The following is a 21,986-nucleotide window of genomic DNA, read 5'->3' on the forward strand; positions in this document are numbered from 1 at the left end:
TTTATCAAAGATTTCTATGTGCGGACCCCACCCGAGAACTAAAGCCAGCCGCCATGATGGTCGCTGACCGTTCGTCAGAACTGTCACAAGTGACAGATGTAATGCCCCCATGGTTCCGCGTAAAAAAACCGCAAGCAATCGCTCTTCCGCTTCAGGAGTATTTAGAGCGCACACCCTGGCCTGCTGGAGATTCATGATGAGCAAGGACTACTTCAACCCACCCCTCAAGCAACTTTTCGAGTTGGCACCAGGCACCCTCGACCACTCTATCCAGGTCAACTGCGAGAGCTTTATCAATGAGGGCGGCACGGTTTTCGAAATGTTGAAAATGGGACGTCAGGGTGTGGTTGATGCGTTCGGACTGCACAGTCGACAGGCGCAAGTGTTGCTGGATAAAGCCATGAGTCTGGCGGTGTACACCGCTCGCGAATTTCGCGAGCAGCGTCTGGTGAGGAAGGGGCCGCCCAACCCGCTGCATCGCACCGGAATCAGGGCATTGGTGGATTCGCCCACCTTCGACGATTTGTTCAACCCGGACTGGGAAGCTGCTGCCCCTGCACAAAGCCTGGATTCGAGCATTTCCCCAGCGGCCTATTTTCTGCGGCTGGTAGAACTCGCCCGTGCGCTGGAAGAACGAGCCGTAAAAAAGAAGTTCACCTTCGAAGCCCGGCGACCCGATCTGACATCGCTCATCATCGATCCGACCAGCGCCTTTCAGATCAAACCGACCATCACTTTGGTCAATGAAGTGCTAGAAAGCATTATCAAGAATCACCTCGCTCCACAATTGCTGGAAGGTCAGGTTGTCGATGACAAATTACTGGAAACACGGTTTCCGCATCGCTCCATGCCCTTCGAGTGGTACGCCGAGCAATACAAAGTGGTACTGGCGAAGAACAAGCTCTCTCTGGGCGAGGTGGTGCGATCGATCGATCACACTGCTCCCTACTTCAGACGGCCTGGCGTGCGGGGTGATTTTTCGGATATTGCATTGCGTCAATCGTGCAATCTCGGACCGCAGCAGCAGCGTTTGTTGATCGAGAATTTTGTCAGTCCCGGCAATGCGGCGGATTTTTACACAAAAAACTTTGGTTCCACGGCTGACAAACTCAAGGACTCGGTACATTTCTGCGCGCAAACCTCGATTGATGCCAAAGCATTGACCTCGCTGTTGTCCATAGAAGAGTTTGCACCAAAACAATCCAGCAACGTCAGCCTGCCAACCACGACGATAACGCCCAAAGAGTTTGGTTCGCGCTACATCAATTATGGCTTGGCAGCAGCGATGGACCTGTCGGATCCGGCAGATGGCACACGCAAATTCGTCCGGCACGATCTCAATCGCTTTGACCGGATGAACCGCATGCTGCGTCTGAGCCGTTGGTTGGAGCTACCTCCAGATCAATGTGATCGACTGATCATGGCAGCGTTCAATGCCGAAGTACGGGGCGATATCGTTGACCCTGCGACCCGATTGAGCGAGTTGGCGGACAGGCCCTCCAGAATTACCAACAATACCCTTCGAGTCATCGGCCTGTTCCAGGAGTTTCGTCTGCAGTTCAAGTGTACTGCAGAGCAATTCGCTGCGTTGATTGACGAGATTTCCCCTTGCGGTCGCGGAGAAGAACTTTCTCAGTTCGATCGCATTTTCAACGTTCAGGCTTTGTTCGACACGCCGCTGAAACTGGATAACCACTTTTTCGCGATCGAGCCTCAAACCCGCAACGACAAGCGCACCGTCGATCAGATTTGCAGCAGCCTGGGCCTCAACCAGGAATCCTGGCTATACCTCGCGCGCTTCGTCGCCAAGAGCTATAACCAGCGCGACGAACTGCAGTGCAGTCTGTCGGTCGTGTCTTCATTTTATCGCTTGGTACTGCTCGCTTCTTTTTTGCGCGTCAGCCCGATAGAACTGGCGGCCCTGCTGGAAACCTTGAGTGAGCGCGGTGCAAGCGAAGTGGTGCAACGCCTGCTCGGCGAGCCCCGCCTACTGATCAGCGGCACCAGTGGCGTCGGTGACGTGCTGAGTGTTATCCATGCGGTACAAACCTGTGTCCAGTGGTTGCAGGAAAACGACCTGAGTGTGACCTGGCTGGTACAGCATGTGGCTCAGGTGATTGCTCCCCCCATGGCCACTGAAGCAGACGTCATGTTGCTGCAAGAAATCCACGGGCGACTGCAGCCAGTGCGGCTCACCGAAGAAGTCTTCACGGCAGCGGGTGTTCCACAGAGCAACGCCATCCCTTCGCGAGGTTGGCTGTCTCTGCTGGATCAACTGGTAGATGCCGATGGCCTGGTGTCGAACCTTCCCAGCGATGAGAACGATTACGACCGGGCCGTCGCCGAGATTCAAGCGGCAGTGGTGGACGCGAAATTACCCGAGGCCGATGTGGATAATGCCCGCGCGGTCATTTTGGCATTGGTGCTGCAGGCCCGGGATGCGCAATGCGCAGTGATTCAGGAAAGTCTGTCCGTGTATTTGAGTGTGTCACCAGACGTGGTGTTGCCGCTGCTCAAATGGGTCAACAAGGGTGGTGTTTACCTGTTGGTGATGGAAACCACACGGGCACTCGCAGCGGTTACTTCGGGGGCCGATAAAGTCAATGTTGGTGATGATGTGCTTAACCTGCTGGAGCATCTGGTACAGCGGGCCGAGGTTGTTAAAAAGTTGTCGTTGAGTTCCGCAATGCTCGTAGCCCTGACGACGCGACAGAACTGGCAATGGTTCGGCCTCAATGATGCGCAAGCACTTACCTTGAGTACGTTGTATCAACTGACACTGTTTCAGCGAGCTGTCATGCACACCGGGCAACCCGCCCAAACGCTGTTGCAATACCTGGAACTGGTCAACGCTTTACCGGCCATGCTGACGCCGGAAGATCAGCGGCTGATCCGTGATTCCGCCGCGACCCGGCTGGCGGTGGTGCTGAAGTGGGGCGTCAGGGAGGTGCTTGAATGCATCCTCTATTTGAGCCCTGAGATGCCGATCGTTCGCGACGTCACCACGCTGGATGCCCTGCTGCGCATTCGTGGACTGGCGACCCGCAGTGGACTGGATGCGAAAGCCATTATCCGATTGGGATCGCTCACTCCAGACAGCGACACCCCCGCCTATCGTGACGTGGCGGAACACGTCCTTGAGAGCCTGTCCGAGTCGACGGTAGAGGGGCAATCCAGGGAAATTGGCGAAATCGGCCAGAGCGTGACTCACGAAATCCGCTGCATCAATGACACCCTGATAGCCAATGCTGAGAATCAGGTCGCGCTGGTCGAGTTGTGCTTGCGTGATCTTGCCAACCGACCAATGCCGAATATCACGGTTCAGTGGACCTCCGACCGCCCCGGTTTGCTGGAGGATATTTCAATTACCGATCATGAGGGCCGTGCGGTCATTCGCTTCAGGCCAGAAAAAGGGCCGTGGATGGGCGCAGTGCAGATCAAAGGCTCTTATGGTCTGGCTCAGGTGGTTTATGCACCGAAGATCATTGTCGACTGCGATGAGTACTCGCTTGGCTTTGACCTTGGCGGCACACCCGATCCAGAACCAGACGAGACATTTCTTGCGGGTGGCGAAGGGATCTTTCCAGTGTGGGTGCGTCTTGCCGACGAGCACTCCAACTCAGGGGTTGGCCGTACCGTGACGTTTTCAGGACAGGGCGTGGTGGCTGATCCTCTGGTGGCAATTACAGATGAGGAGGGCATCGCCCGCACCCGTGTCAGAAGTATTGAGCCTGTTGAAAAAGCGCGCCTGGTGGCCAGTTACAGCACCAAGGATTCGAAGGTCATCAACAACATCACCTTTGTCGACAAGCCTTCCATCAAGCTCCTGGAAGAGGTGTCGATGGCCGTGGACGGGGAGCCACTGGTGCTTCGCTGCCATGTGTTCGGGTTGGGCAAGCTGCCGTCCCCAGGTGTGTCGGTTGAGTTGTACCTCGATGCCGCAGAGGAGCCGATTGAAACAAAACTCACCACCGAGAAGGGGATCGCGGAGTTCACTGTGCCTGACGTTAATGCCGGGAAACAGACATTTACCGCCAAGGTCGAGATGGACGAGCAACAGCTTGAAATCGATGTGGCCAAATCGGCGGTTATTCACGGAGAGTCTGCGGATTATCGGTTCCCTGTGGCAGGTTCTGGTACGCCTACCTTGCTGTGGGTCACGGTCAGAGAGGAGTCGCATAACCAGTCCCGGTTCATTGGCAACTGCCCGATTTTGTGGAGCGTTACAGGTCCGAGTGGAGAACTGCTGGCATCTGTCAGCATCCCTACCGATGCAATGGGGCGTTCAACCTACCCCTTCGAGGTTGATGTGGCTGGGAAGTATGAAGTGACCGCCGTTCGTGAGGCTGGCGCGGGGGACCAGCGCATATTCGATCTTCAAGTTGTTCCGGCCATTGACTGGACGTTCACGTTGACCGACACCACGACAAGTATTGCTGACAGCAGCGTGCCACTGGCCTTTATCAGAGGTCATCAATACCAGCTCGTAATCAACTTGCCTGATGGCGTCGACCTGGAAGGGGCTCGTGCGATGCTGGCGTGGGACAGTGATTTCTCGGCGAAGGGGTTAGGAATGCTGTTCACCCCGGCAACAGGTGCCTATGTAGCGATCGGCGCCAATGGCGCATCCCTCAGTTGGGATATTAGTTGCCAGAATCTGCGCAACGGTGCCTTCGATTTGACCTTCTACTGCGATCGACTTGATCAGCGCCTGATATTACCGGGTCGCCTGGATGCACCGCCTCCGGTGGTGGCGATTCCTGCCCAACACGCTGAAGTGGACGTTCAACCGGAGCTCAGCGGTACGGGGAGTTCCTCAGCGCAGATATATGTATTTGAAGGTAAGCAGGGCGCGCTGCTGGCAAGAACCAGCGTAGGCGCTGACGGCAACTGGAAAGTAACGATTGCCGAACCACTTTCAACAGGGCCACATGTGTTCTCGGTCAAACAACGACACATCGACACAACCGAAGCATGGGCGCCGGATGTTCACGTGCATGTTGGAAAAAGTCATTGATTAATCCCTGAACACTTATTGCTGAATATCGAACGGGTGTTTTTATTGAAACCGCCGGGTGCATGCTGCATTCAGGAGCATTAAAAAATGAATAACTCCATCATTGGTACATTGGAAGAAAGGCGCTGCTCGGCCCTGGCCGATTTTTATCTGGGGCAAGTGGCGCCCAATGATCCAGATGCCAGGGAACTTAACCTGACGTCGCTGGATGATTTATACCAATATTTATTATTGGACAGTCAGGTTGGCCAGGAACCCGATACTTCGCGGCTAGCTGAAGCCATTGCTTGCCTTCAACAGTATATAGGTGCTGTCTACGGTGGTCTGGAACCCGGTCATGCAACAGAGTTCACTCAAGAAGAGTTGATTGCCTGGCATCAGCGCTATTGCAATATCAGTGATTGGGCCGGTTATCAGATGTTGCTCGATTATCCGGAGAACTGGTTGAATCCGACGTTGCGTCTTGGGAAGTCCGATTCGTTCAAGGAGTTGGAGAATAACCTGAGTCAAAGTACGCTCAATGAATCGGCTGTACAAACGGCGCTGTTTGAGCATTTGAAGAACTTTGAAGAAGTGTGCAATCTCGATCTCGTTTCGGGCTATATCAATAGTATCGACGGTACGGGAACTGGAAAGGGCCAGAGTTTCAAAAATGCCGACTATTATTTTATTGGTCGGCAAAGGGTGCAGCCTTTTGGCTATTTCTGGCGCAAGGCCCATGTTGATTTAAACAGTAATAGCAAGTTTCTTGACCCTGCGGCTTGGACCGAGTGGGCCCCCATCACTTTGCCAACTGCGAAGGATACGGTGGAAATGCGCCCGGTATTTTTCGCCGGACGCTTGATGGTGGTTCAGGTTGAACGTTTGGAAATGGTCGATTTCACGATCGAGTATGAAGGTGGTCATTTTAAAATAAATGGTTGGTGGGAGTTTGAGATAAAACTTTCCTATCTGGCTGCGAACGGAGTATGGTCGACCCCGACGAGTCTGGGGAAAAAGAAGCTGAAGCATTGGTTTGGTGACCCTTCAACGAAGTTGGCAGTTGTGAATTATGCTGGCGACAAAAGTAGCGATGATAGGTTGGTTATATGTTTTGCTGCTAAGGACCCTTATGAAAAATGGGATTATTTTGTCGCGGCGAGAAATTCGATATTCGATGACGTGCTGGGTTCCGGCGAAGACTTTAAGTCGCTGATTGCTGACCCATTCGCTGACACCCGTTTGCAACATAATTTGAAAAATGGTGCGGTCACCCTCGGTGATGCACCACAGATCAGCAAGCAGAAATCCGGGGCGCAGTTCCTGGATATTTCAAAGTTGAATATCACCGACCTCAAATGGATTCGCCTCAATTCTCTTTTTGCTCCGGAACTGGTAGCCAAAGCGGCTATCTCCATTGATGACATCTTGAGTCTGGTTACTCAGAACACAAAAGAACCATTGCCGGTTGAAGGCATAAATGACGAAATTAGATGGGCTCCCATCGATTTCAACAGTGCCCACGGCACTTTTTATTGGGAACTGTTCTTTCACCTGCCATTCCTGATTGCCCATCGGCTCTGCGAACAGCGCAACTACCATGAGTCGCAACGCTGGTATCAATACATATTCAACCCGCATATTCGCACCGATAGCAACCGCGAAGCGGTTCCCGGTGAGCAATTCTGGTTTTGTCGCCCATTGCTGGAAGAGGGCAGTATCAGCTTCGAGGCCAAAGGGTTGGTTGACCCTGATGCCATCGCCTTTTCCAATCGGATTCACTATCGCAAAGCTATTTTCATGGGCTACGTGCGTTGCATCATCGCGCATGCCGACTCGCTTTATCGTCGATTGACCCGCGACAGTCTGACGGCGGCGAAACTGCAATATGTGCGTGCGTTGTCACTGATGGGGGCGGCACCCACAGCAAAAGCCATGAGCCACTGGAAGCCGCAGTCAGCCAAAGACATTCTTGACGACCCAGCCGTAACCGTTTCGCCCCTGGAATCGTTCGCGGGAACACTTGATGTCGACGTCGCGAACCTGCCCGCCTGCGTCGAGGGCACACCCGATTTTGAAATATTGAAGCTGGGTGTTTTTCGTCCATTCACCAACGAGCAGTTGCTGGACACCTGGAAGTACATTGACGAGTGCTTGTGGAACATGCGGCATAACCTGACCATCGATGGCAAACCGATGATGCTGGCGCTGTATGCTCCGCCGACGAATCCACTTGATTTGCTTCGCGCCCAGGCTGGCGGTTCATCGGGGGCAACGCGCAATGCGGGCGGGTGGAAGACGATTCCGCATTATCGATTCCGTACCCTGCTGTCCACGGCACAAAACGCAGTGCAAACGCTGATCGGCTTTGGTCGGGAGGTGCGTCAACTGATGGAGCAGAGTGACCGTGGGCAGTTGGAGGAGCTGCAGCAGAGTCATGTCATCGCACTGGGAGCACATGCCAGGACCATTCAGGAGGAAACGATCAAGCAGATGGAGGCATCGCTGCAGGGGCTTAAACAAAGTCAGAAAATGGTTGAAGAGCGGGCGCGGCACTATAGGGATATCAGTGCCAGCGCGCTTTTGGTTCCGGAAGTAGCTGGGGACTACTTTTACATTGGAGGCAGGCTGACGGCTGCCGCAGCCGCAGCGCCTATTACCGCTGCAGCTGTTGCGAGGACCGTGCCGAATGTTTTCGGTATGGCGAACGGTGGCTCGGATTATGGGTCACCGCTGGAGGCCGTATACAAAAACTTGTACGGAATTAGCGGTTTACAATTTGCGATGGGAGACGTTCTACATCGATCAGCTTTTTATGCCCGCCGAGAACAAGAGTGGGACTTTGCCGAAAGACAGGCCAATAGTGAGTTGCTAGTCCTTCAGGAACAGCTGACAGCACAACAACACTCTCTCAATGCAGCGAGAAGCAGCCTGGCGCAAACACAAAAAGCCAATGACCAGGCCCAGGAAATTTTTTCCTTTTACAAAACCCGGTCCACCAATGTTGAGCTCTATCGTTGGTTGCTGAGCCAGATGGCCACGTTGTACTTCCAGGCTTATGACGCCGTGGTGAGCATTTGCCTGAGTGCGCAAGCCAGCTTTCAATACGAGATGGGCGATTTCGACACGCAGGTCATTCGCCCTAATGTCTGGATGGACCATCACCATGGCCTGAGTGCGGGCGAATCCATGTTGCTTGACCTGTTGCGTTTGGAACGCATGTATCTTGAGCGAAACGAACGCCGGCTGGAGCTGACCAAAACCATCTCTTTGCGCGACCTTTTCGAGAAAGAAAAGTCCATCTCAGGGAAAGACTGGACAGCGGTGATAGACGAACTCAACAATGGCAAACTTGAATTTAACTTTTCCCAAAGATTATTCGACAGTGATTATCCCGGCCATTACTGCCGGCAGATCACGAGTGTCTCGCTGTCTCTGCCCGCGGTACTCGGTCCTTATCAGGATGTTCACGCGATTTTGACGCAAACCGGCAGTACCACAGTACACAAAGCCGATATCGACTCACTTGACTGGTTGTATGGCGACGGAGAGGAAATGCCGCCATCGGGGATTTTTCTGAATCCGCGCCCCAATCAGCAACAGGGAATCAGCCACGGTCTGGATGACTACGGTTTGTTCCAGGTGAGTTTTGGTGATGAACGCTACCTGCCATTTGAAGGAACAGGAGCGGTATCGCATTGGCACTTCGAATTACCACGACCCAAATCGCCAGACCAGATCAAACTGATCGACAGTCTGACAGACATCATTGTGCACGTGCGGTACTTGGCGAAGGTCGGAGGTTCAGCCTACACCAAAGCTGTTCTGGACAAACTGGGTGATTGAGGGGGCGCTGCCCTGAGGGCCTTGGGGCATTAGCTTGACAACCGGGTCGAATTCATCGACTTCGCAACTGTTGATTGATAGAGGTGAATGCATCATGAACGATGACGATATCAAAGGGCGCAATTTTATTTTACGCGGCAACTTTCCCGCAGACTGGAAGAGCTCCTGGACACATGATGGCGTGGGATACGCAGTGATACAGAAAGATGAGAGTGTAGGTGACTACTTGGCAATGAATAGCCTTGCAAAGGTGGAACAGAAAATGGATACGGCTACTTTTTCTGAGTCTCAGATGACGGGAGTAAAGTATCGGATTGCCTTTATGTATGAAAACTATCTCGACGGTGAGAACTCAAAAGTCGTAGTGATAACCAGCAAGGGAAAAGAATTCCCTATTGACCTGAGTGGCAAGATTGCTGATCAGCCGCTTGCCGATTGGAACCACTATGACCTGAATCAGATGGATATTTTTGAGGCGGGGGATACCGATTTTACTGTGGAGTTGCATGGTTCTAAAAAAGCCGGTACGGCCGCACTGCGTATGGCAAATGTTGAGGTGGATGTGAAACTAGACCCCCTTGCACTAAAAACTATCCAACTCGACGGCAGGGTTTACGAACCGCAGAACTTGCGTGTTTTATCGTCGAGTTGAATGACCGTCAACAACGCCCCCTAGATCGATCCTGCTTTTTTTCTGCTCAAGTAGTGTGTGACCAGAGCAGGGCCCAACTGTTCAGGTTGGGCATCCACCACCTGCACTCCATGAGCACTCAACTGCTCATGGAGTTCTGCCCGCGCATTCAGGTAGTCAACCGTGCCGCAATAGGCCAGTGCCTCCTGCAGGGTTTGCACCGGTGTCTGGCGCAGACTGTCGAGCACGTCTTCCCTGAGGCTGGCGACGATCACCCGGTGCGCCTTGCCCATGCGATTGACGGCGGTCAGCAAATCTTCATCGTCCTCAACGCGCAAGTTGGTCACCAAGACCACCAGCGCCCGGCGCTGCTGCCGAGCCAGTAACAGGCTGGCAGCGGCCTGATAATCAACACTGTGGTGAGTGCTTTCCAGGTCATAAACCGTGTTGAGCAGTGTGTTGAGATGGCTGGTGCCTTTTACCGGTGCAAGGTAGCGCTGCTGTTCGCTGGCAAATGTACTCAGGCCCACCGCGTCTCCCTGACGCAGCGCGACGTAGCTCAGCAACAAACAGGCATTGAGCGCGTGATCGAAGTGCGCCAGTTCGCCGTCCTGGCTGCGCATGTGCCGACCGCAGTCGAGCATGAAAATGATCTGTTGATCGCGTTCGTCCTGATATTCGCGGGCAATCGGCATGCGTTGGCGGGCGGTGGCTTTCCAGTCGATCTGGCGCAGGCTGTCGCCTTCGCGAAATTCCCTTAGCTGGTGAAACTCCAGGCCCTGGCCGCGTCGTTGCCGCTGGCGTACGCCGAGCTGGCTGAGCCAGTTGTCCACCGCCAGCAGTTGGCCGCCGTAGAGGCGCGCGAAGTCGGGGTAGACGCGGGTGTGGTCGGTCACGCTGAGCAGACGTTTGCCGGACCACAGGCCCAATGGACTCGGCATGTTGACTTCGCAATGTTCGAAGGTGAAGTGGCCGCGCTTGAGCGGGCGCAGGCGATAGCCAGCCTCGCTGTGCTGGCCGGGCTGAAGTTCGACCGACAGGGGAAGGTTTTCGAAGCTCAGGCCGTTGGGCACATGGTCGAAGACCTGAATGTTCAGTGGTTGGGGGAAGTCATGCACGACTTCCATTCGCACTTCGCTCCAGCGACCCAGCGCCAGGCTGCCACGCATTTGTCGTCGTACGCGGGGGGAGGGCAGGCGTTGGAGGCGGATGGCGTCGAGTATTGCCAGGGCCAGCAGCGCCAGCAGCAATCCCCAGTTGATCGACAACAGGCTTGAAGGAACGGCGACGTCCAGCGCCCGCAATGCACCGAGCACGATGCCGATAACCAGCAGCAGTGCCAGCCAGATCAACAGCAGGCGCGAGGGTTTCATGGTGTAACACCGTGCAGCCAGATCAAAAGATCGCAGCCTTCGGCAGCTCCTACAGGTGCACAGCGGGCCACGACGTTCAAACCCGTGGCGCCGGCACTTGGTCGAGCATCTGCCGGAGCACCTGATCGACATCCAGGCCCTCGATGTCCAGCTCCGGCGCGATACGTACACGATGACGCAGCACGGCCAGGGCGCAGCCCTTGACGTCATCCGGAACCACGAATTCACCACCGCGCAGCAGCGCGCGGGCCCGGGCACATCGTACCAGGGCAATGGATGCCCGAGGTCCGGCGCCGAGGGTCAGGCCTGGCCAGTTGCGGGTGGATCGGGCCAGGCGCACGGCGTAATCGAGCACCTGATCGTCCAGTGCCAGGTCGCTGGCGATGCGTTGCAGGGCCAGTACATCCTTGGCCTGCAACAAGGTGCGCATCGGTTGCACATCGAGCATGTCGGCCCGGGTCGAGCGGCTGACCTGACGGACCATGTTCAGCTCTTGCTTGGCGTCGGGGTAGTCCATGCGCACCTTGAGCATGAAGCGATCCAGTTCGGCTTCCGGTAGCGGATAGGTACCTTCCTGTTCGATGGGGTTTTGCGTGGCGAGCACCATGAACGGCTGCGCGATGGGCAGGGCACGACCTTCGAGGGTGACTTGCCGTTCCTGCATGGCTTCGAGCAGCGCCGCCTGGGTTTTCGCCGGGGCGCGGTTGATCTCGTCGGCCAGTAGCAGGTTGGTGAACAACGGGCCTTTGCGCAGCTTGAATTGCTCGGTCTGCAAGTCATACACCGCATGCCCGGTGACGTCGCTCGGCATCAGGTCCGGGGTGAACTGGATGCGCGCGAACTCACCGCCGAAGCAGCGGGCGAGGGCGCGAACCAACAGGGTCTTGCCCAAGCCCGGTACGCCTTCGAGCAGCACATGGCCGCCGGCGATCAGCGCCGTCAGGACGTCGTCGATCACACTGTCCTGGCCGATCAAGGCTTTTTGCAATTCATGGCGTACGGCCTGGGCCAGGTGGCTGGCACGCTGACGTTGTTGAGTGGCATGACTGGCTGCCTCGGGCTCGATTGGTTGACTCATAGGGCGTTCCTCAAGGTTTGCAGGTGGGCGACCTGACGGCTGAATTCAACGCTGGAAAGCCGTTGCTTCGGTCGCGGGCTCATGGCCTGGCTGATGGCGCGTGTGGGTTGGCCGGTCAGGCGCGCGAGCATCAGCCATTGATCGGCAACGGCGAGTTGTTCAAAGCCGGGATGGCGACGCCGCACGCGCCGCAGGATGTCTTGCTGCAAGGCTTGCAGCAGGCCGGCCTGACCGTTGCGGCGCAACAGGAAGTCGGCACTGGCGCGCAGGTGCTCCTGCAGCTGCCGGCGCGCTTTCGGCGCCGGTTCCAGCAATGGCCCCTGACGCACACCGAAGTGCCAGAAACCCAGGCCGATCAAAGCGAACAACGCGACCAGCGCCTGGGGAAAATAACGCAGCAGCAAGGTCGGCAGGCTGTCGTGATCGGTATTGAAGATCAGCGTCACGCGGGTGTCGGCGGTCAGGTACCAAAGCAGCCAGGCGTTGTCGTACCGGTCGATGGCCGGGGTTTTCCACAGGTCGGCATCGGTGACCACGATGATCGAGCCGAGGCCGTATTTGAGTTGCATCATGTGCGTGGCCCTGGCGCTGTTGGCCCAGGCCTGGGCGAGGTTTTTCGGGTCTTCGAGATGGAACGCGGTATCGAAACCGGCATAGGCCGGGGCGTCTTCGTTTTCCAGATAGAGCTTGGTCAGTTGCGGGTACGGATCGTCACCGACATCCGGCGGCGGGTCCTTGAGGTCTTTGCTCAGGGATTGGTGCAGTTGCACCCGATCGAGCAGCAGGTCATTGCTATGGCCGAGTTTTTCATCCCACAGCGATTCGGCGACGAACAGAAGCCGCCCGCCGGCCCGGGTCCAGTTCAGCACCTGGTCGATCTGCCGTGGGGTCATGTTGTAGCGATCCCCGAGCAACAGCAGGCTGTGTTGATGCGGGTCGAGGCTGGGCAGGATGTCGAGGCCGTTGGCGTGGTCGACGCTCAGGCCTTGCTTGCGCAGGAACAGCTGCGCCGCCAGATATGGGTTGGCCCTGGCTTCGGGGGAGGGACCGTGGTCGATGTCGGTCTGGTAGGGGGTTGCCTTGAGGTACTGATAAACACCCAGCGCCGCCAGCAACACGGCGACCAACGCAGCGGCTATCGACCCCCAGCGCCGATTCAACGGACAACCTGCGAGCCGAACAGAATACGCCAGCCGTTACACAGTTCCTGTTGCACCTGAGCAGGTGGCAGGCGATGACCGTAGGCCATGTTTTGCCAGTGCCCGGTCAGGTTTTTGCTGTAGGCCAGCAAGGCCGGTTGCTGTAATAGCTCGATACGCTGAAGCACCTGGCCTTCAGTGTCGGCGGACTTGAACGCGATGTTGAAGTCGTACAACAGACGGCTGAGCAGGGCGCGATAAAGCAGACCAAGTGCTTCGCGTGGATAAGTCTGCCAAAGCCTTTCGGCGTGGGCGGCGATGTCGGCGGGCAGGGATTCTGGCTTGAGGTCCATGCCGAATGCCTGCTGCGGTAACGGTTGCGTGGCTTTATTGTCGGTGATCGATCGGCGGCTGACGAACGCCTGCAACCCGTCGCGATAGCGCCAGATCAACAGGCCGACGGCACCCATGACGATGCCCCACAGCACGATTTCAATCAGGGTCGCCAATGCCCCGAAATGCTGCCCCTCGAACAGTTTCAGCAGGGCCTTCAACCATTGCGGTGTCTTGCCATTATCCGCGGCTTCAGCACTCGATTGCTCTTCGCCAAAACGGTAGCGCGTCACCGTTTCCCGGTTCTTGAAGGGCGGCTGTTCGAGGATCGCCTTGATGCTGTCCCTGGAGGCCTGGCTGCTCAGGGGCTGGTCCAGCAGGCGCGGGCTGTCGGGTGAAATGGCCGGTTCGCCGGCCCACACGCTGTGGGTGGTCGGCATCAGCACAATCACGGCCATCAACAGGACAGCGCCTGCACTGACCAGACGCTGGCGCATTCGGCGGAACACCAGTTCGATATCCCAGGCCTCCAGCACGGTGCGCCGGTTCAGGTAAAGGCTGAAGCCGCAGGCGACATAGATCGGCTCCCAGACCACCAGCACCAGTGCATAAAAGCCGTTGGTCAGGTGTTCCAGCCAACGCCAGTCCTGGTTGGCCGCCGAGATCAGCGACTGCCAGCTCCAGTCGAGCGCGACCTGCTGTGGCAGGAGTAGATAGAACAGCACCATCAAGCCGATCCACAACGCGCCTTCCAGGTGCGCACCGATGATCGTCAGCCAGCGTGCGGCGCCGGCGTTTCGCTGCAACAGCACCTGTAGGCGCTGTTGCCGTTGCTGCCCGTGGAGTCCTTCGAGTTGCACCACCGGCATGACGAAGCTGCGGTGCAAACTCAGGCGTCGCCAGGTCAGGCTGGCCAGCAATTGCGGCTTGAGCAGGCGCGGCCATTGGTGCAGGGCCTGCTTGAGCGTGGGCGTTTCACCGAACATGGCTTTGGACAGGATGTACAAGGGCAAGCGTTCGAACGCCGGCTTCAGCCACCAGAAAATGAACACGGCGAGCGAGGGCGAATCCCGGAATCCCCAACTGAGCAGCGCGAAAATGGGCAAGGTGACCATGGCCCAACTGGTCATCAACAGGCGTCGGTGGCGCTGGCTCAGGAGCACCCCGAGGTCCATGGCTTCCCAGGTCGAGCGCGGGCGAATCACCACCGTGGCGTCACTCAGGCGCATGGCGGCGACGTCCGGCGAACACGAGATAAACCACCACCAGCAGCCAGAGCGCCGCGCCGACCAGGTATTTGGTCTGGTGCGAAGGGCCGGTCATTGACGACCAATAGGCTTCTATAAACGCTGCGATCAACAGAAACAGCATGACCCCGCAGATCAATAGCACGCTCTTGCGCGCCGCCAATCGCAAGGCCTCGGCCCGTGGCAGGCGCCCCGGGGCGACCAACGCCCAGCCCAGCTTCAGACCAGCGGCACCGGCCAGGGCGATGGCGCTGAGTTCGAAAGCGCCATGGCCGATCACGAATGACCAAAAGGTTTGCCCGTAGCCGACGTAGGTCAGGTGCCCGGCCACCGCCCCGATCATCAGGCCGTTGAACATCAGGAAAAACACGCTACCCAAGCCGAACAGCAAACCACTGGCGAAGGTCTGAAAGGCAATGCCGATGTTGTGCATGATGTAGTAGCCGAACATCGCCCAGTCCTCACTGGCGGCCCGCTCCGCCGTGCGCCCGAGGTGGCCGGCAACGGGGTCGTACATGCTTTGCATCTCACTGACCTGCTCGGCGGGGATCAGGTTGTAGACCAGATCCGGGTACAGGTACACCAGCAGCGCGAAACCGGCCAGGCTGGCAAAGAACATCAGGCTGGCGGCGAGGACGAAACGCCACTGTTCGCGCACCAGTCGCGGAAAGTCGGCCAGGATGAATGCCAGCATGTTGGCCCCCAGACGGCTGCGGTGTCGGTAAAGCTGTTGATGCCCGCGCAGCACGTGGCGCTGCAAGGCTTCGATCAGAAAACTGCTGTAGCCGCGCTCCCGTGCGAGTGCCAAGTGTTGGCAGAGGCGTCGGTAATCCTTTGGGAAACTGCCGGCGTCGGTGACTTTGCCGTCGCGTTCCAACTGCTCGAGCAGGTGGGAGAAGCGGTCCCATTCGGCTTTGTGCCGGCTTTCAAAAAAGCTTTGCTTCATGTCGGCCCCAGCAAGCCGCGGGCGATGCCATTGAGCTCGGTCACCGCCTGTGCAGGCTGGACTTGCAATGGTTGGGCGAGGATCGCGGCCAGTTCATTGACCCGCGCCTGGGAGAGTTCGCCCTGGCGCTCGGCAAACCCGAGAATCGCCTGTTGCTCGGTGAGTGTCAGGGCAAAGGCCGGGCGGCGGGGCTGGGCTTCAGGGGGGGCGGGGCGGGTGTGCGATTGTTCGCGGTAGATCACCAAGGTCCCGGCGGCGATATCGCCGAGGCGCTTGAAGTGGGGATGTTGCAGGCAACTGATGGCCCCGAGGAAGTAACCGAAGGGCAACAGGTCAACAACGCGCAGCAGGTTGCGTAGCAGCGAGGCGGACCAGCCGACCGGGGTGCCATCGTCGTGCACCACCCGCAGTCCCATCCATTGCTTGCCCGGCGAGCGGCCGTGGTTCAGCACCTCGAACAGCACCATGTACCACCAGCTCACTACGAACAGCAGGATCGAGCCGAGCCCGGCGCCCAGTTTGCCGAGCGTCGCCAGCACAATGAACAGCACGCCCAGGATCAGGCCGCGCAAACCGAGATCGATGGAGAATGCCAGCGCACGGACCATCAAACCGGCCGGGCGCAGTGGCAGGTCGACGCCCTCCGGCGTTTCGACCTGGTACCGCGTATCCAGTGGCGGTGACAGCGGCGCGTTCCCTGGCAGTGCTGTGGTCTCGAGCATGGGCAACCTGACGATGTGGCCTGGATCGGGATTCTTTGTCCATCCGATGCTAGCAGCCTATACGGAGGGAAACGACATAACTATGTAGTGCATGGCGAGTCGCGCAAGGTGCTTGAATGACAAGACTACTGGCCGGGGCGGGAGGTGAACGCCTAGACTTTGCCGATCTTCAGTTCAGGAATCGCCCGTGACCTCTATCTTCTGGTACGACTACGAAACCACTGGCATCAATCCCCGTTGCGACCGTCCGTTGCAAATGGCCGGCCTGCGCACCGACTTCGATCTCAATGAAATCGACGCGCCGGTCAACCTTTACTGCCAGCCCAGTGATGACATCCTGCCGCATCCGGCCGCCTGCACCATCACCGGAATCACCCCCGGGCAACTGCAGGCGCAAGGCTTGAGCGAAGCCGACTTCATGACCCGGGTGCATGCGCAACTGGCCGCGCCCGGTACCTGTGGCGCGGGGTATAACACCTTGCGTTTCGACGACGAGATGACCCGCTACAGCCTGTACCGAAACTTTTTCGACCCTTATGCGCGGGAATGGCAGGGCGGCAACAGCCGCTGGGACCTGATCGATGTGGTGCGCGCCGCCTATGCCTTGCGCCCCGATGGCCTGATCTGGCCGACCGATGACGAGGGGCGGGTCACGCTCAAGCTCGAACGCCTGACCGCTGCCAACGGCATCGACCATGGCAATGCCCACGAAGCGCTGTCGGACGTTCGCGCGACGATCGCCCTGGCGCGCCTGATACGGGAAAAACAGCCAAAACTGTACGACTGGCTGTTTCAACTGCGCAGCAAGCAAAAAGTCATGGACCAGATTCGCCTGCTGCAACCGCTGGTGCATGTTTCCGGGCGTTTTTCGGCCGCGCGCAGCTATGTGGGTGTGGTGTTGCCGCTGGCCTGGCACCCGCGCAACAAGAACGCCCTGATTGTCTGTGACCTGCACCTCGATCCCCAGGGCTTGCTCGATCTGGATGCCGAAAGCTTGCGTCAGCGCTTGTATACCCGCCGTGACGAGCTGGCCGAAGGCGAGTTGCCGGTGCCGTTGAAGCTGATTCACATCAACAAGTGCCCGGTGGTGGCACCGTTGTCGGTACTTCGCCAGGAAGATCAGCAGCGTCTGGGGTTGGATATGGCGCTGTATCAGCAGCGGGTGTTACAGCTCAGTGACGCCAGGAAAGTTTGGCTGGATAAAATCCTGGCGATCTATGCTCGCGAAGATTTTTCCCAGAGCCAGGATCCGGAGCAACAGTTATATGATGGATTTATCGGTGATCGGGATCGGCGATTGTGTGAGCAAGTCAGAACCGTTGACCCGGTGCAATTGGCACAACAGCTGTGGCCTTTCGATGACGAACGTTTGCCTGAATTGCTGTTTCGATATCGCGCACGTAACTTTTCCGACACGTTGAATCCCGAGGAGCAAGAACGCTGGCGAATATTCTGTCAGAAACGTTTGTCAGAACCCGAGTGGGGGGCGCCAAATACCCTTGAAAGTTTTGTAGACGCCGCGGCCCAATTGAGCGTTAGTGCTACTCCGTTTCAGCAGGGGGTGCTCAGTGAGTGGCAGGATTATGTCCAGGGATTGCGTCAGCGTTTGCGTCTTTGAAATCGAAGATGCCAGGGCTTAGAACACCGGGCATAAAAAACGCCAGCATTTGCTGGCGTTATTTTTTGTCACGGGTCCGTCTGCGACAAGCTCTGAAGCTTAGCCCAGCAGGGTAGCCCAGCCTTCCACCACGTCACCGCCCCACTTGGCTTTCCACTCTTTCAGCGTCTTGTGGTTGCCACCTTTGGTTTCGATGACTTCACCGTTGTGCGGGTTTTTGTATTGTTTAACTTTGCGCGCACGCTTGGTGCCGGTAGTTTTCACTGCACCGCCACGTGGTGCCTTGGTTTTGGATTCTGGATCCAACAGCGCGATGATGTCGCGCAGGGATTTCGAGTATTCACCCATCAGGGTGCGCAGTTTGCCTTCGAATTCCAGCTCGGTTTGCAGTTTGTCGTCTTGGGACAGGTTCTTCAAACGGGCTTGCAGCTCTTTGATAGCTTCTTCGGTGGCGCGATATTCGTTGATCAAGGACATGTGGACTACCTTATGTTGTGCGCTGGATGGCAGGTGACAGTGCGGCAATAATAGTCACGGTGTTTCATCAAGTAAACATTTAAGCGAACTTTATTTAATTTAATTGCTGTGTCTTTGGCGCGCATCGGTAATGCATGTATTAGTGTGGTCCAGGTCTGCCGGATATACATAATTTAACATTTGACCGGCTCCATTAGAGCATCGGGGTGAACCCGCACTGGCGCTGTCCGTCCTGCCGCTCCGACCTTCGGGCAAGGCGAATCGTCAACAATACTGCAGTTTTTCTGCGCAATCGCTAGAATGGCGGCCTTTGCGAAGTTCTGGAGTTTCCCCCTCATGCGCACTTTTCGTCTGGTGATTTCTTGCCCGGACCGTGTTGGCATCGTTGCCAAAGTCAGTAACTTTCTGGCATCACACAACGGCTGGATCACTGAAGCGAGCCATCACTCGGACAACCTCAGTGGCTGGTTCTTCATGCGTCACGAGATCCGTGCCGACTCCCTGCCCTTTGGTATCGAAGCGCTTCGCGAAGCCTTTGCCCCGATCGCCGAAGAGTTCTCGATGGACTGGCGCATCACCGATACCGAACAAAAGAAACGCGTGGTCCTGATGGCCAGCCGCGAGTCGCACTGCCTGGCCGACTTGCTGCACCGCTGGCACAGTGATGAACTGGACTGCGAAATTTCCTGTGTGATTTCCAACCATGATGACTTGCGCAGCATGGTGGAGTGGCACGGCATTCCGTACTACCACGTCCCGGTCAATCCGCAGGACAAGCAGCCGGCCTTCGCCGAGGTTTCGCGCCTGGTCAAACAGCACGATGCCGAAGTGGTGGTGCTTGCCCGTTACATGCAAATCCTGCCGCCGCAGTTGTGCCGCGAATACGCGCACAAGGTCATCAACATTCACCACAGCTTCCTGCCGTCGTTCGTCGGTGCCAAACCGTATCACCAGGCCTCCCTGCGTGGCGTGAAGCTGATTGGCGCAACCTGCCACTATGTGACCGAAGAGCTGGATGCCGGTCCGATCATCGAACAGGACGTGGTGCGCGTCAGCCACAGCGACAGCATCGAAGACATGGTGCGTTTCGGCCGCGATGTCGAGAAGATGGTGCTGGCCCGTGGCCTGCGTTATCACCTGGAAGACCGGGTGCTGGTGCACGGCAACAAAACCGTCGTCTTCTGACAGACCTGCGGTACAGTTGAAATTCGAAGGGCCTGGGCGTTCAATCGCTTCAGGCCCTTCGCCGTTTCTGCACCGAGGACATGACCATGGCCGATCCACTGGACAAAGCCACCTCCAAGCCCCCTGCCACGCTGGGCGAGGGTTGCCTGAGCCGCTACGACCCGGATGACATGGGGCCTGAAACGGGTACGGAGTTTCCTGATGCCGCGCAGTTGTGGGAGCAGTTGCAGCAAGAGTCCGAGGACAAACCCAGGCCTGCCTGAGTTTCATCGACTTTACCGGCACCGCCTGCGCGCAGACTAACGAGCGACAGCAGTCTGCGACTCATGCCGCACGACCCACACAGTCGTTTTGCAGCGCCAGCCACTGGGCTTTGGTCATCGGAACCCGTCCGTTATCGAGCAGGCGCTCGAGGGTTTGTAGCCAGTATCGGCACGAAAACTCATGGCGCATGTCCACCGGGTGCAGGCCCAGGCGAATCACCGGCGCCTGCTGCCAGCGTTGTTCACGGCGGTCGCTGACGAGCTTCGATACGCCTCGGCGCCAGACACTGCGCGCACTCCACACCAGCCCCGGCGCCTCGAACGCGGTGAGATCCGGCAGCCGGTACAAGTGCTGCGAGTCGCTGGTGTAACTCAACGGCAATTGGCGCAATGCCTGGCGGGTGCCTTGGCTCATCAGCCAGGCAGGGGCGACGAACCCCTCCAGCGGCCAGTCATGACGGTGAAACATCTCGATGCCCGAACGCAAGCGGGCGAGGGCGGCTTCCTGCGACAAACGGTAAAACTCGCCTTCGTGGGTGTAGACCCGGCGCATGAACCAGTCTCGGGGATTGCTGGCCATCGGCCCGTCGTCGCAGTGGAAGTAGCCATGCAGCGCCAGTTCGTCGCCCCGGGCGAGCCTGGTACTGAGCTGGCGGCGAAATTGCGGATGGGCGTCCAGGTTGTTGTGTTTGTGGAAGTCCGGCACCACCAGCCAGGTGATCGGCACGCCATTCAAAGCGTCGACGGCTTTGACGAACGGCTGGTAATCGGCCCAGGTTGGCGGTGCCACGTCGTGCAGTACCAGCAGTAAAGCGGGACTGTTCATGGACTCAACCATTGGCCGTCAGCGGCAATTGGCTGCCGAGCACGGCGTGGTAGTGGCGCAACAAGCTGTTGACCACGGTGTCCCAGGCGTAATGCCGTTCGACATGCAACCGCGCCTGTTTGCCCAGCGTTGTGTTGCCCGACCCGAACAATTCTCGAACGGCGGTGGCCATCGCGGCGGGATTGTTCGGCGCGCAGAGCCGGCCGCAGTCCTCGGTGACGATTTCCTCGAAGGCCCCGGCCGCCACGGCCACCACCGGAATACCGCTGGCCATGGCCTCCAGAATGACCAGACCGAAGGTTTCCTGATCGCCAGCGTGCAACAGTGCATCGGCGCTGGCCATCAGGCGGGCCACCTGCGCCGCCGGGCAGAACTCGTCGATCACCGTCACGTTGGACGGCACGGCCGTGGGCATCGACGAACCAACCAGCAACAGGTGGTAGCGTCGGCCCAGGCGTTTCATGCAGTCGAGTAGCACCGGCAGGTTTTTTTCCTTGGAACCGCGCCCGGCGAAGATCAGCAGACGGGTGTTTTCGTCCAGGCCCAACTCGGCTCGCAGCCCGGGGTCTCTGGCATCGGGATTGAAGGTTTGCAGGTCGACGCCGAGCGATTGCACAAACACATTCTTGACTCTAAGCCCGGTGAGCTTGTCGGCCATGACCTGACTGGGCGCCAGTACGCGGTCAAAGTTGCCGTAGAGCTTGCTGACATAGGCCTCGACGTTGTTGGTCACCCAATGGCCCATGCGGTTGCTGACCAGCAGGGGCAGGTCCGAGTGATAAAAGCCGATGACCGGCACATCGAGTTGGCGCCGCGCATCCAGCGCCGCCCAGGCCGTGAGATAAGGATCGCCGACTTCGATCAGATCGGGCTGCAAATCCTGCAAGACATTGCGCCAGGGCGCGAGGCGCAGAGGGAAGCGATAGCCCTTGCCGAAGGGCAGAGCAGGGGCCGGAACGGTGTAAATACCGTCCTGTTCGCTAAAAGAAGATCCGGGAATCAGCAAACTGTGGCGAATGCCCGGTTTGATGCCCAAACGACGGTGCTTCGCATCCAGATAAGTGCGTACGCCACCGCTGGCAGGGGCGTAGAACATGGTGATGTCAGCGATATGCACGATGAACGGTCCTCCAGTCCCGGTACTCCCTTGGTTGACCTATATGAAGGATAGATGTTCGGTTGGGGTTGTGCGGGTGGAGCGTCAGTGGGGTTTTGTAGTGTTTGGCAGGCCGCTATCGCGAGCAAGCTCGCTCCCACAGGGATCTTTGTCGCACTGGAGATCTACTGTGGGAGCGAGCTTGCTCGC

At 57.6% G+C, this 21,986-nt stretch carries 15 protein-coding genes; 6 read left to right on the forward strand and 9 right to left on the reverse strand.

Annotation, left to right across the window (positions count from 1 at the left end; translation table 11 throughout):
- Nucleotides 1–196 precede the first annotated feature (196 nt).
- From ACM6IK_RS15790 to ACM6IK_RS15800, 3 genes are all read left to right on the forward strand, one after another.
- Complete coding sequence (locus tag ACM6IK_RS15790) at nucleotides 197–5,017, forward strand: Tc toxin subunit A (RefSeq protein WP_414875063.1); 4,821 nt, start codon at nucleotides 197–199, stop codon at nucleotides 5,015–5,017.
- 87 nt (nucleotides 5,018–5,104) lie between these two features.
- Nucleotides 5,105–8,842 carry a neuraminidase-like domain-containing protein gene (locus tag ACM6IK_RS15795; RefSeq protein ID WP_414875064.1) on the forward strand — a complete coding sequence of 1,246 codons (3,738 nt, stop codon included), beginning with the start codon at nucleotides 5,105–5,107 and terminating at the stop codon, nucleotides 8,840–8,842.
- 94 nt (nucleotides 8,843–8,936) lie between these two features.
- Entirely contained in the window at nucleotides 8,937–9,494 is a 558-nt protein-coding gene (locus ACM6IK_RS15800) for a hypothetical protein (protein WP_414875065.1), read from the forward strand.
- 20 nt (nucleotides 9,495–9,514) lie between these two features.
- On the opposite strand, the gene ACM6IK_RS15805 is transcribed toward ACM6IK_RS15800, so the two are convergent.
- The 6 genes from ACM6IK_RS15805 to ACM6IK_RS15830 all read right to left on the reverse strand — a co-directional run bounded on the left by ACM6IK_RS15805 (nucleotide 9,515) and on the right by ACM6IK_RS15830 (nucleotide 16,311).
- Nucleotides 9,515–10,846 (reverse strand): DUF58 domain-containing protein, encoded by a 1,332-nt coding sequence (locus ACM6IK_RS15805; protein ID WP_414875066.1) that lies wholly within the window; start codon nucleotides 10,844–10,846, stop codon nucleotides 9,515–9,517.
- A 76-nt stretch (nucleotides 10,847–10,922) separates the two neighbouring features.
- Complete coding sequence (locus ACM6IK_RS15810) at nucleotides 10,923–11,924, reverse strand: AAA family ATPase (protein WP_414875067.1); 1,002 nt, start codon at nucleotides 11,922–11,924, stop codon at nucleotides 10,923–10,925.
- Nucleotides 11,921–13,084 carry a DUF4350 domain-containing protein gene (locus tag ACM6IK_RS15815; RefSeq protein WP_414875068.1) on the reverse strand — a complete coding sequence of 388 codons (1,164 nt, stop codon included), beginning with the start codon at nucleotides 13,082–13,084 and terminating at the stop codon, nucleotides 11,921–11,923. The genes ACM6IK_RS15810 and ACM6IK_RS15815 overlap by 4 nt, the downstream gene beginning before the upstream one ends.
- A complete protein-coding gene (locus ACM6IK_RS15820; RefSeq protein WP_414875069.1) occupies nucleotides 13,081–14,625 on the reverse strand; it encodes a DUF4129 domain-containing protein in 1,545 nt (514 codons plus the stop codon). Before ACM6IK_RS15820 ends, ACM6IK_RS15815 begins: the two co-directional genes overlap by 4 nt.
- Nucleotides 14,612–15,589 carry a stage II sporulation protein M gene (locus tag ACM6IK_RS15825; RefSeq protein ID WP_414875070.1) on the reverse strand — a complete coding sequence of 326 codons (978 nt, stop codon included), beginning with the start codon at nucleotides 15,587–15,589 and terminating at the stop codon, nucleotides 14,612–14,614. Before ACM6IK_RS15825 ends, ACM6IK_RS15820 begins: the two co-directional genes overlap by 14 nt.
- Nucleotides 15,586–16,311, reverse strand: a complete 726-nt coding sequence (locus ACM6IK_RS15830; RefSeq protein ID WP_414875071.1) for an RDD family protein — start codon at nucleotides 16,309–16,311, stop codon at nucleotides 15,586–15,588. The genes ACM6IK_RS15825 and ACM6IK_RS15830 overlap by 4 nt, the downstream gene beginning before the upstream one ends.
- A 187-nt stretch (nucleotides 16,312–16,498) precedes the next feature.
- Between ACM6IK_RS15830 and sbcB the strand changes: the two genes are divergently transcribed.
- Entirely contained in the window at nucleotides 16,499–17,929 is a 1,431-nt protein-coding gene (gene sbcB, locus ACM6IK_RS15835; protein ID WP_414875072.1) for an exodeoxyribonuclease I, read from the forward strand.
- Nucleotides 17,930–18,028: 99 nt separating this feature from the next.
- Here the strand turns inward: sbcB and mvaT are convergent, their stop codons facing one another.
- Nucleotides 18,029–18,406: a histone-like nucleoid-structuring protein MvaT gene (gene mvaT / locus ACM6IK_RS15840; RefSeq protein ID WP_007933316.1), complete on the reverse strand. Its 378-nt coding sequence runs from the start codon at nucleotides 18,404–18,406 to the stop codon at nucleotides 18,029–18,031.
- A gap of 336 nt (nucleotides 18,407–18,742) precedes the next feature.
- Here mvaT and purU point away from each other — a divergent pair, with 336 nt between their 5' ends.
- Together purU and ACM6IK_RS15850 are read left to right on the forward strand one after the other, a co-directional pair.
- Nucleotides 18,743–19,591: a formyltetrahydrofolate deformylase gene (gene purU / locus ACM6IK_RS15845; RefSeq protein WP_414875073.1), complete on the forward strand. Its 849-nt coding sequence runs from the start codon at nucleotides 18,743–18,745 to the stop codon at nucleotides 19,589–19,591.
- Between the two features lie 86 nt (nucleotides 19,592–19,677).
- Nucleotides 19,678–19,854 carry a hypothetical protein gene (locus ACM6IK_RS15850; protein ID WP_414875074.1) on the forward strand — a complete coding sequence of 59 codons (177 nt, stop codon included), beginning with the start codon at nucleotides 19,678–19,680 and terminating at the stop codon, nucleotides 19,852–19,854.
- A 61-nt stretch (nucleotides 19,855–19,915) separates the two neighbouring features.
- On the opposite strand, the gene ACM6IK_RS15855 is transcribed toward ACM6IK_RS15850, so the two are convergent.
- Complete coding sequence (locus ACM6IK_RS15855) at nucleotides 19,916–20,692, reverse strand: DUF2334 domain-containing protein (RefSeq protein ID WP_414875075.1); 777 nt, start codon at nucleotides 20,690–20,692, stop codon at nucleotides 19,916–19,918.
- Nucleotides 20,685–21,797 carry a glycosyltransferase family 4 protein gene (locus ACM6IK_RS15860; RefSeq protein WP_414875076.1) on the reverse strand — a complete coding sequence of 371 codons (1,113 nt, stop codon included), beginning with the start codon at nucleotides 21,795–21,797 and terminating at the stop codon, nucleotides 20,685–20,687. Before ACM6IK_RS15860 ends, ACM6IK_RS15855 begins: the two co-directional genes overlap by 8 nt.
- Between the last annotated feature and the right edge of the window lie 189 nt (nucleotides 21,798–21,986).

The organism is Pseudomonas sp. IT-196MI5, assembly GCF_949767415.1.
In the GTDB taxonomy this organism is placed as follows: domain Bacteria; phylum Pseudomonadota; class Gammaproteobacteria; order Pseudomonadales; family Pseudomonadaceae; genus Aquipseudomonas.

Bases quoted from the DNA above. Each gene is read 5' to 3' on its own strand.
- ACM6IK_RS15790 (WP_414875063.1), top strand. From the start codon at position 197: ATGAGCAAGGACTACTTCAACCCACCCCTCAAGCAACTTTTCGAGTTG.
- ACM6IK_RS15795 (WP_414875064.1), top strand. From the start codon at position 5,105: ATGAATAACTCCATCATTGGTACATTGGAAGAAAGGCGCTGCTCGGCC.
- ACM6IK_RS15800 (WP_414875065.1), top strand. From the start codon at position 8,937: ATGAACGATGACGATATCAAAGGGCGCAATTTTATTTTACGCGGCAAC.
- ACM6IK_RS15805 (WP_414875066.1), bottom strand. From the start codon at position 10,846: ATGAAACCCTCGCGCCTGCTGTTGATCTGGCTGGCACTGCTGCTGGTT.
- ACM6IK_RS15810 (WP_414875067.1), bottom strand. From the start codon at position 11,924: ATGAGTCAACCAATCGAGCCCGAGGCAGCCAGTCATGCCACTCAACAA.
- ACM6IK_RS15820 (WP_414875069.1), bottom strand. From the start codon at position 14,625: ATGCGCCTGAGTGACGCCACGGTGGTGATTCGCCCGCGCTCGACCTGG.
- ACM6IK_RS15825 (WP_414875070.1), bottom strand. From the start codon at position 15,589: ATGAAGCAAAGCTTTTTTGAAAGCCGGCACAAAGCCGAATGGGACCGC.
- ACM6IK_RS15830 (WP_414875071.1), bottom strand. From the start codon at position 16,311: ATGCTCGAGACCACAGCACTGCCAGGGAACGCGCCGCTGTCACCGCCA.
- mvaT (WP_007933316.1), bottom strand. From the start codon at position 18,406: ATGTCCTTGATCAACGAATATCGCGCCACCGAAGAAGCTATCAAAGAG.
- purU (WP_414875073.1), top strand. From the start codon at position 18,743: ATGCGCACTTTTCGTCTGGTGATTTCTTGCCCGGACCGTGTTGGCATC.
- ACM6IK_RS15850 (WP_414875074.1), top strand. From the start codon at position 19,678: ATGGCCGATCCACTGGACAAAGCCACCTCCAAGCCCCCTGCCACGCTG.
- ACM6IK_RS15855 (WP_414875075.1), bottom strand. From the start codon at position 20,692: ATGGTTGAGTCCATGAACAGTCCCGCTTTACTGCTGGTACTGCACGAC.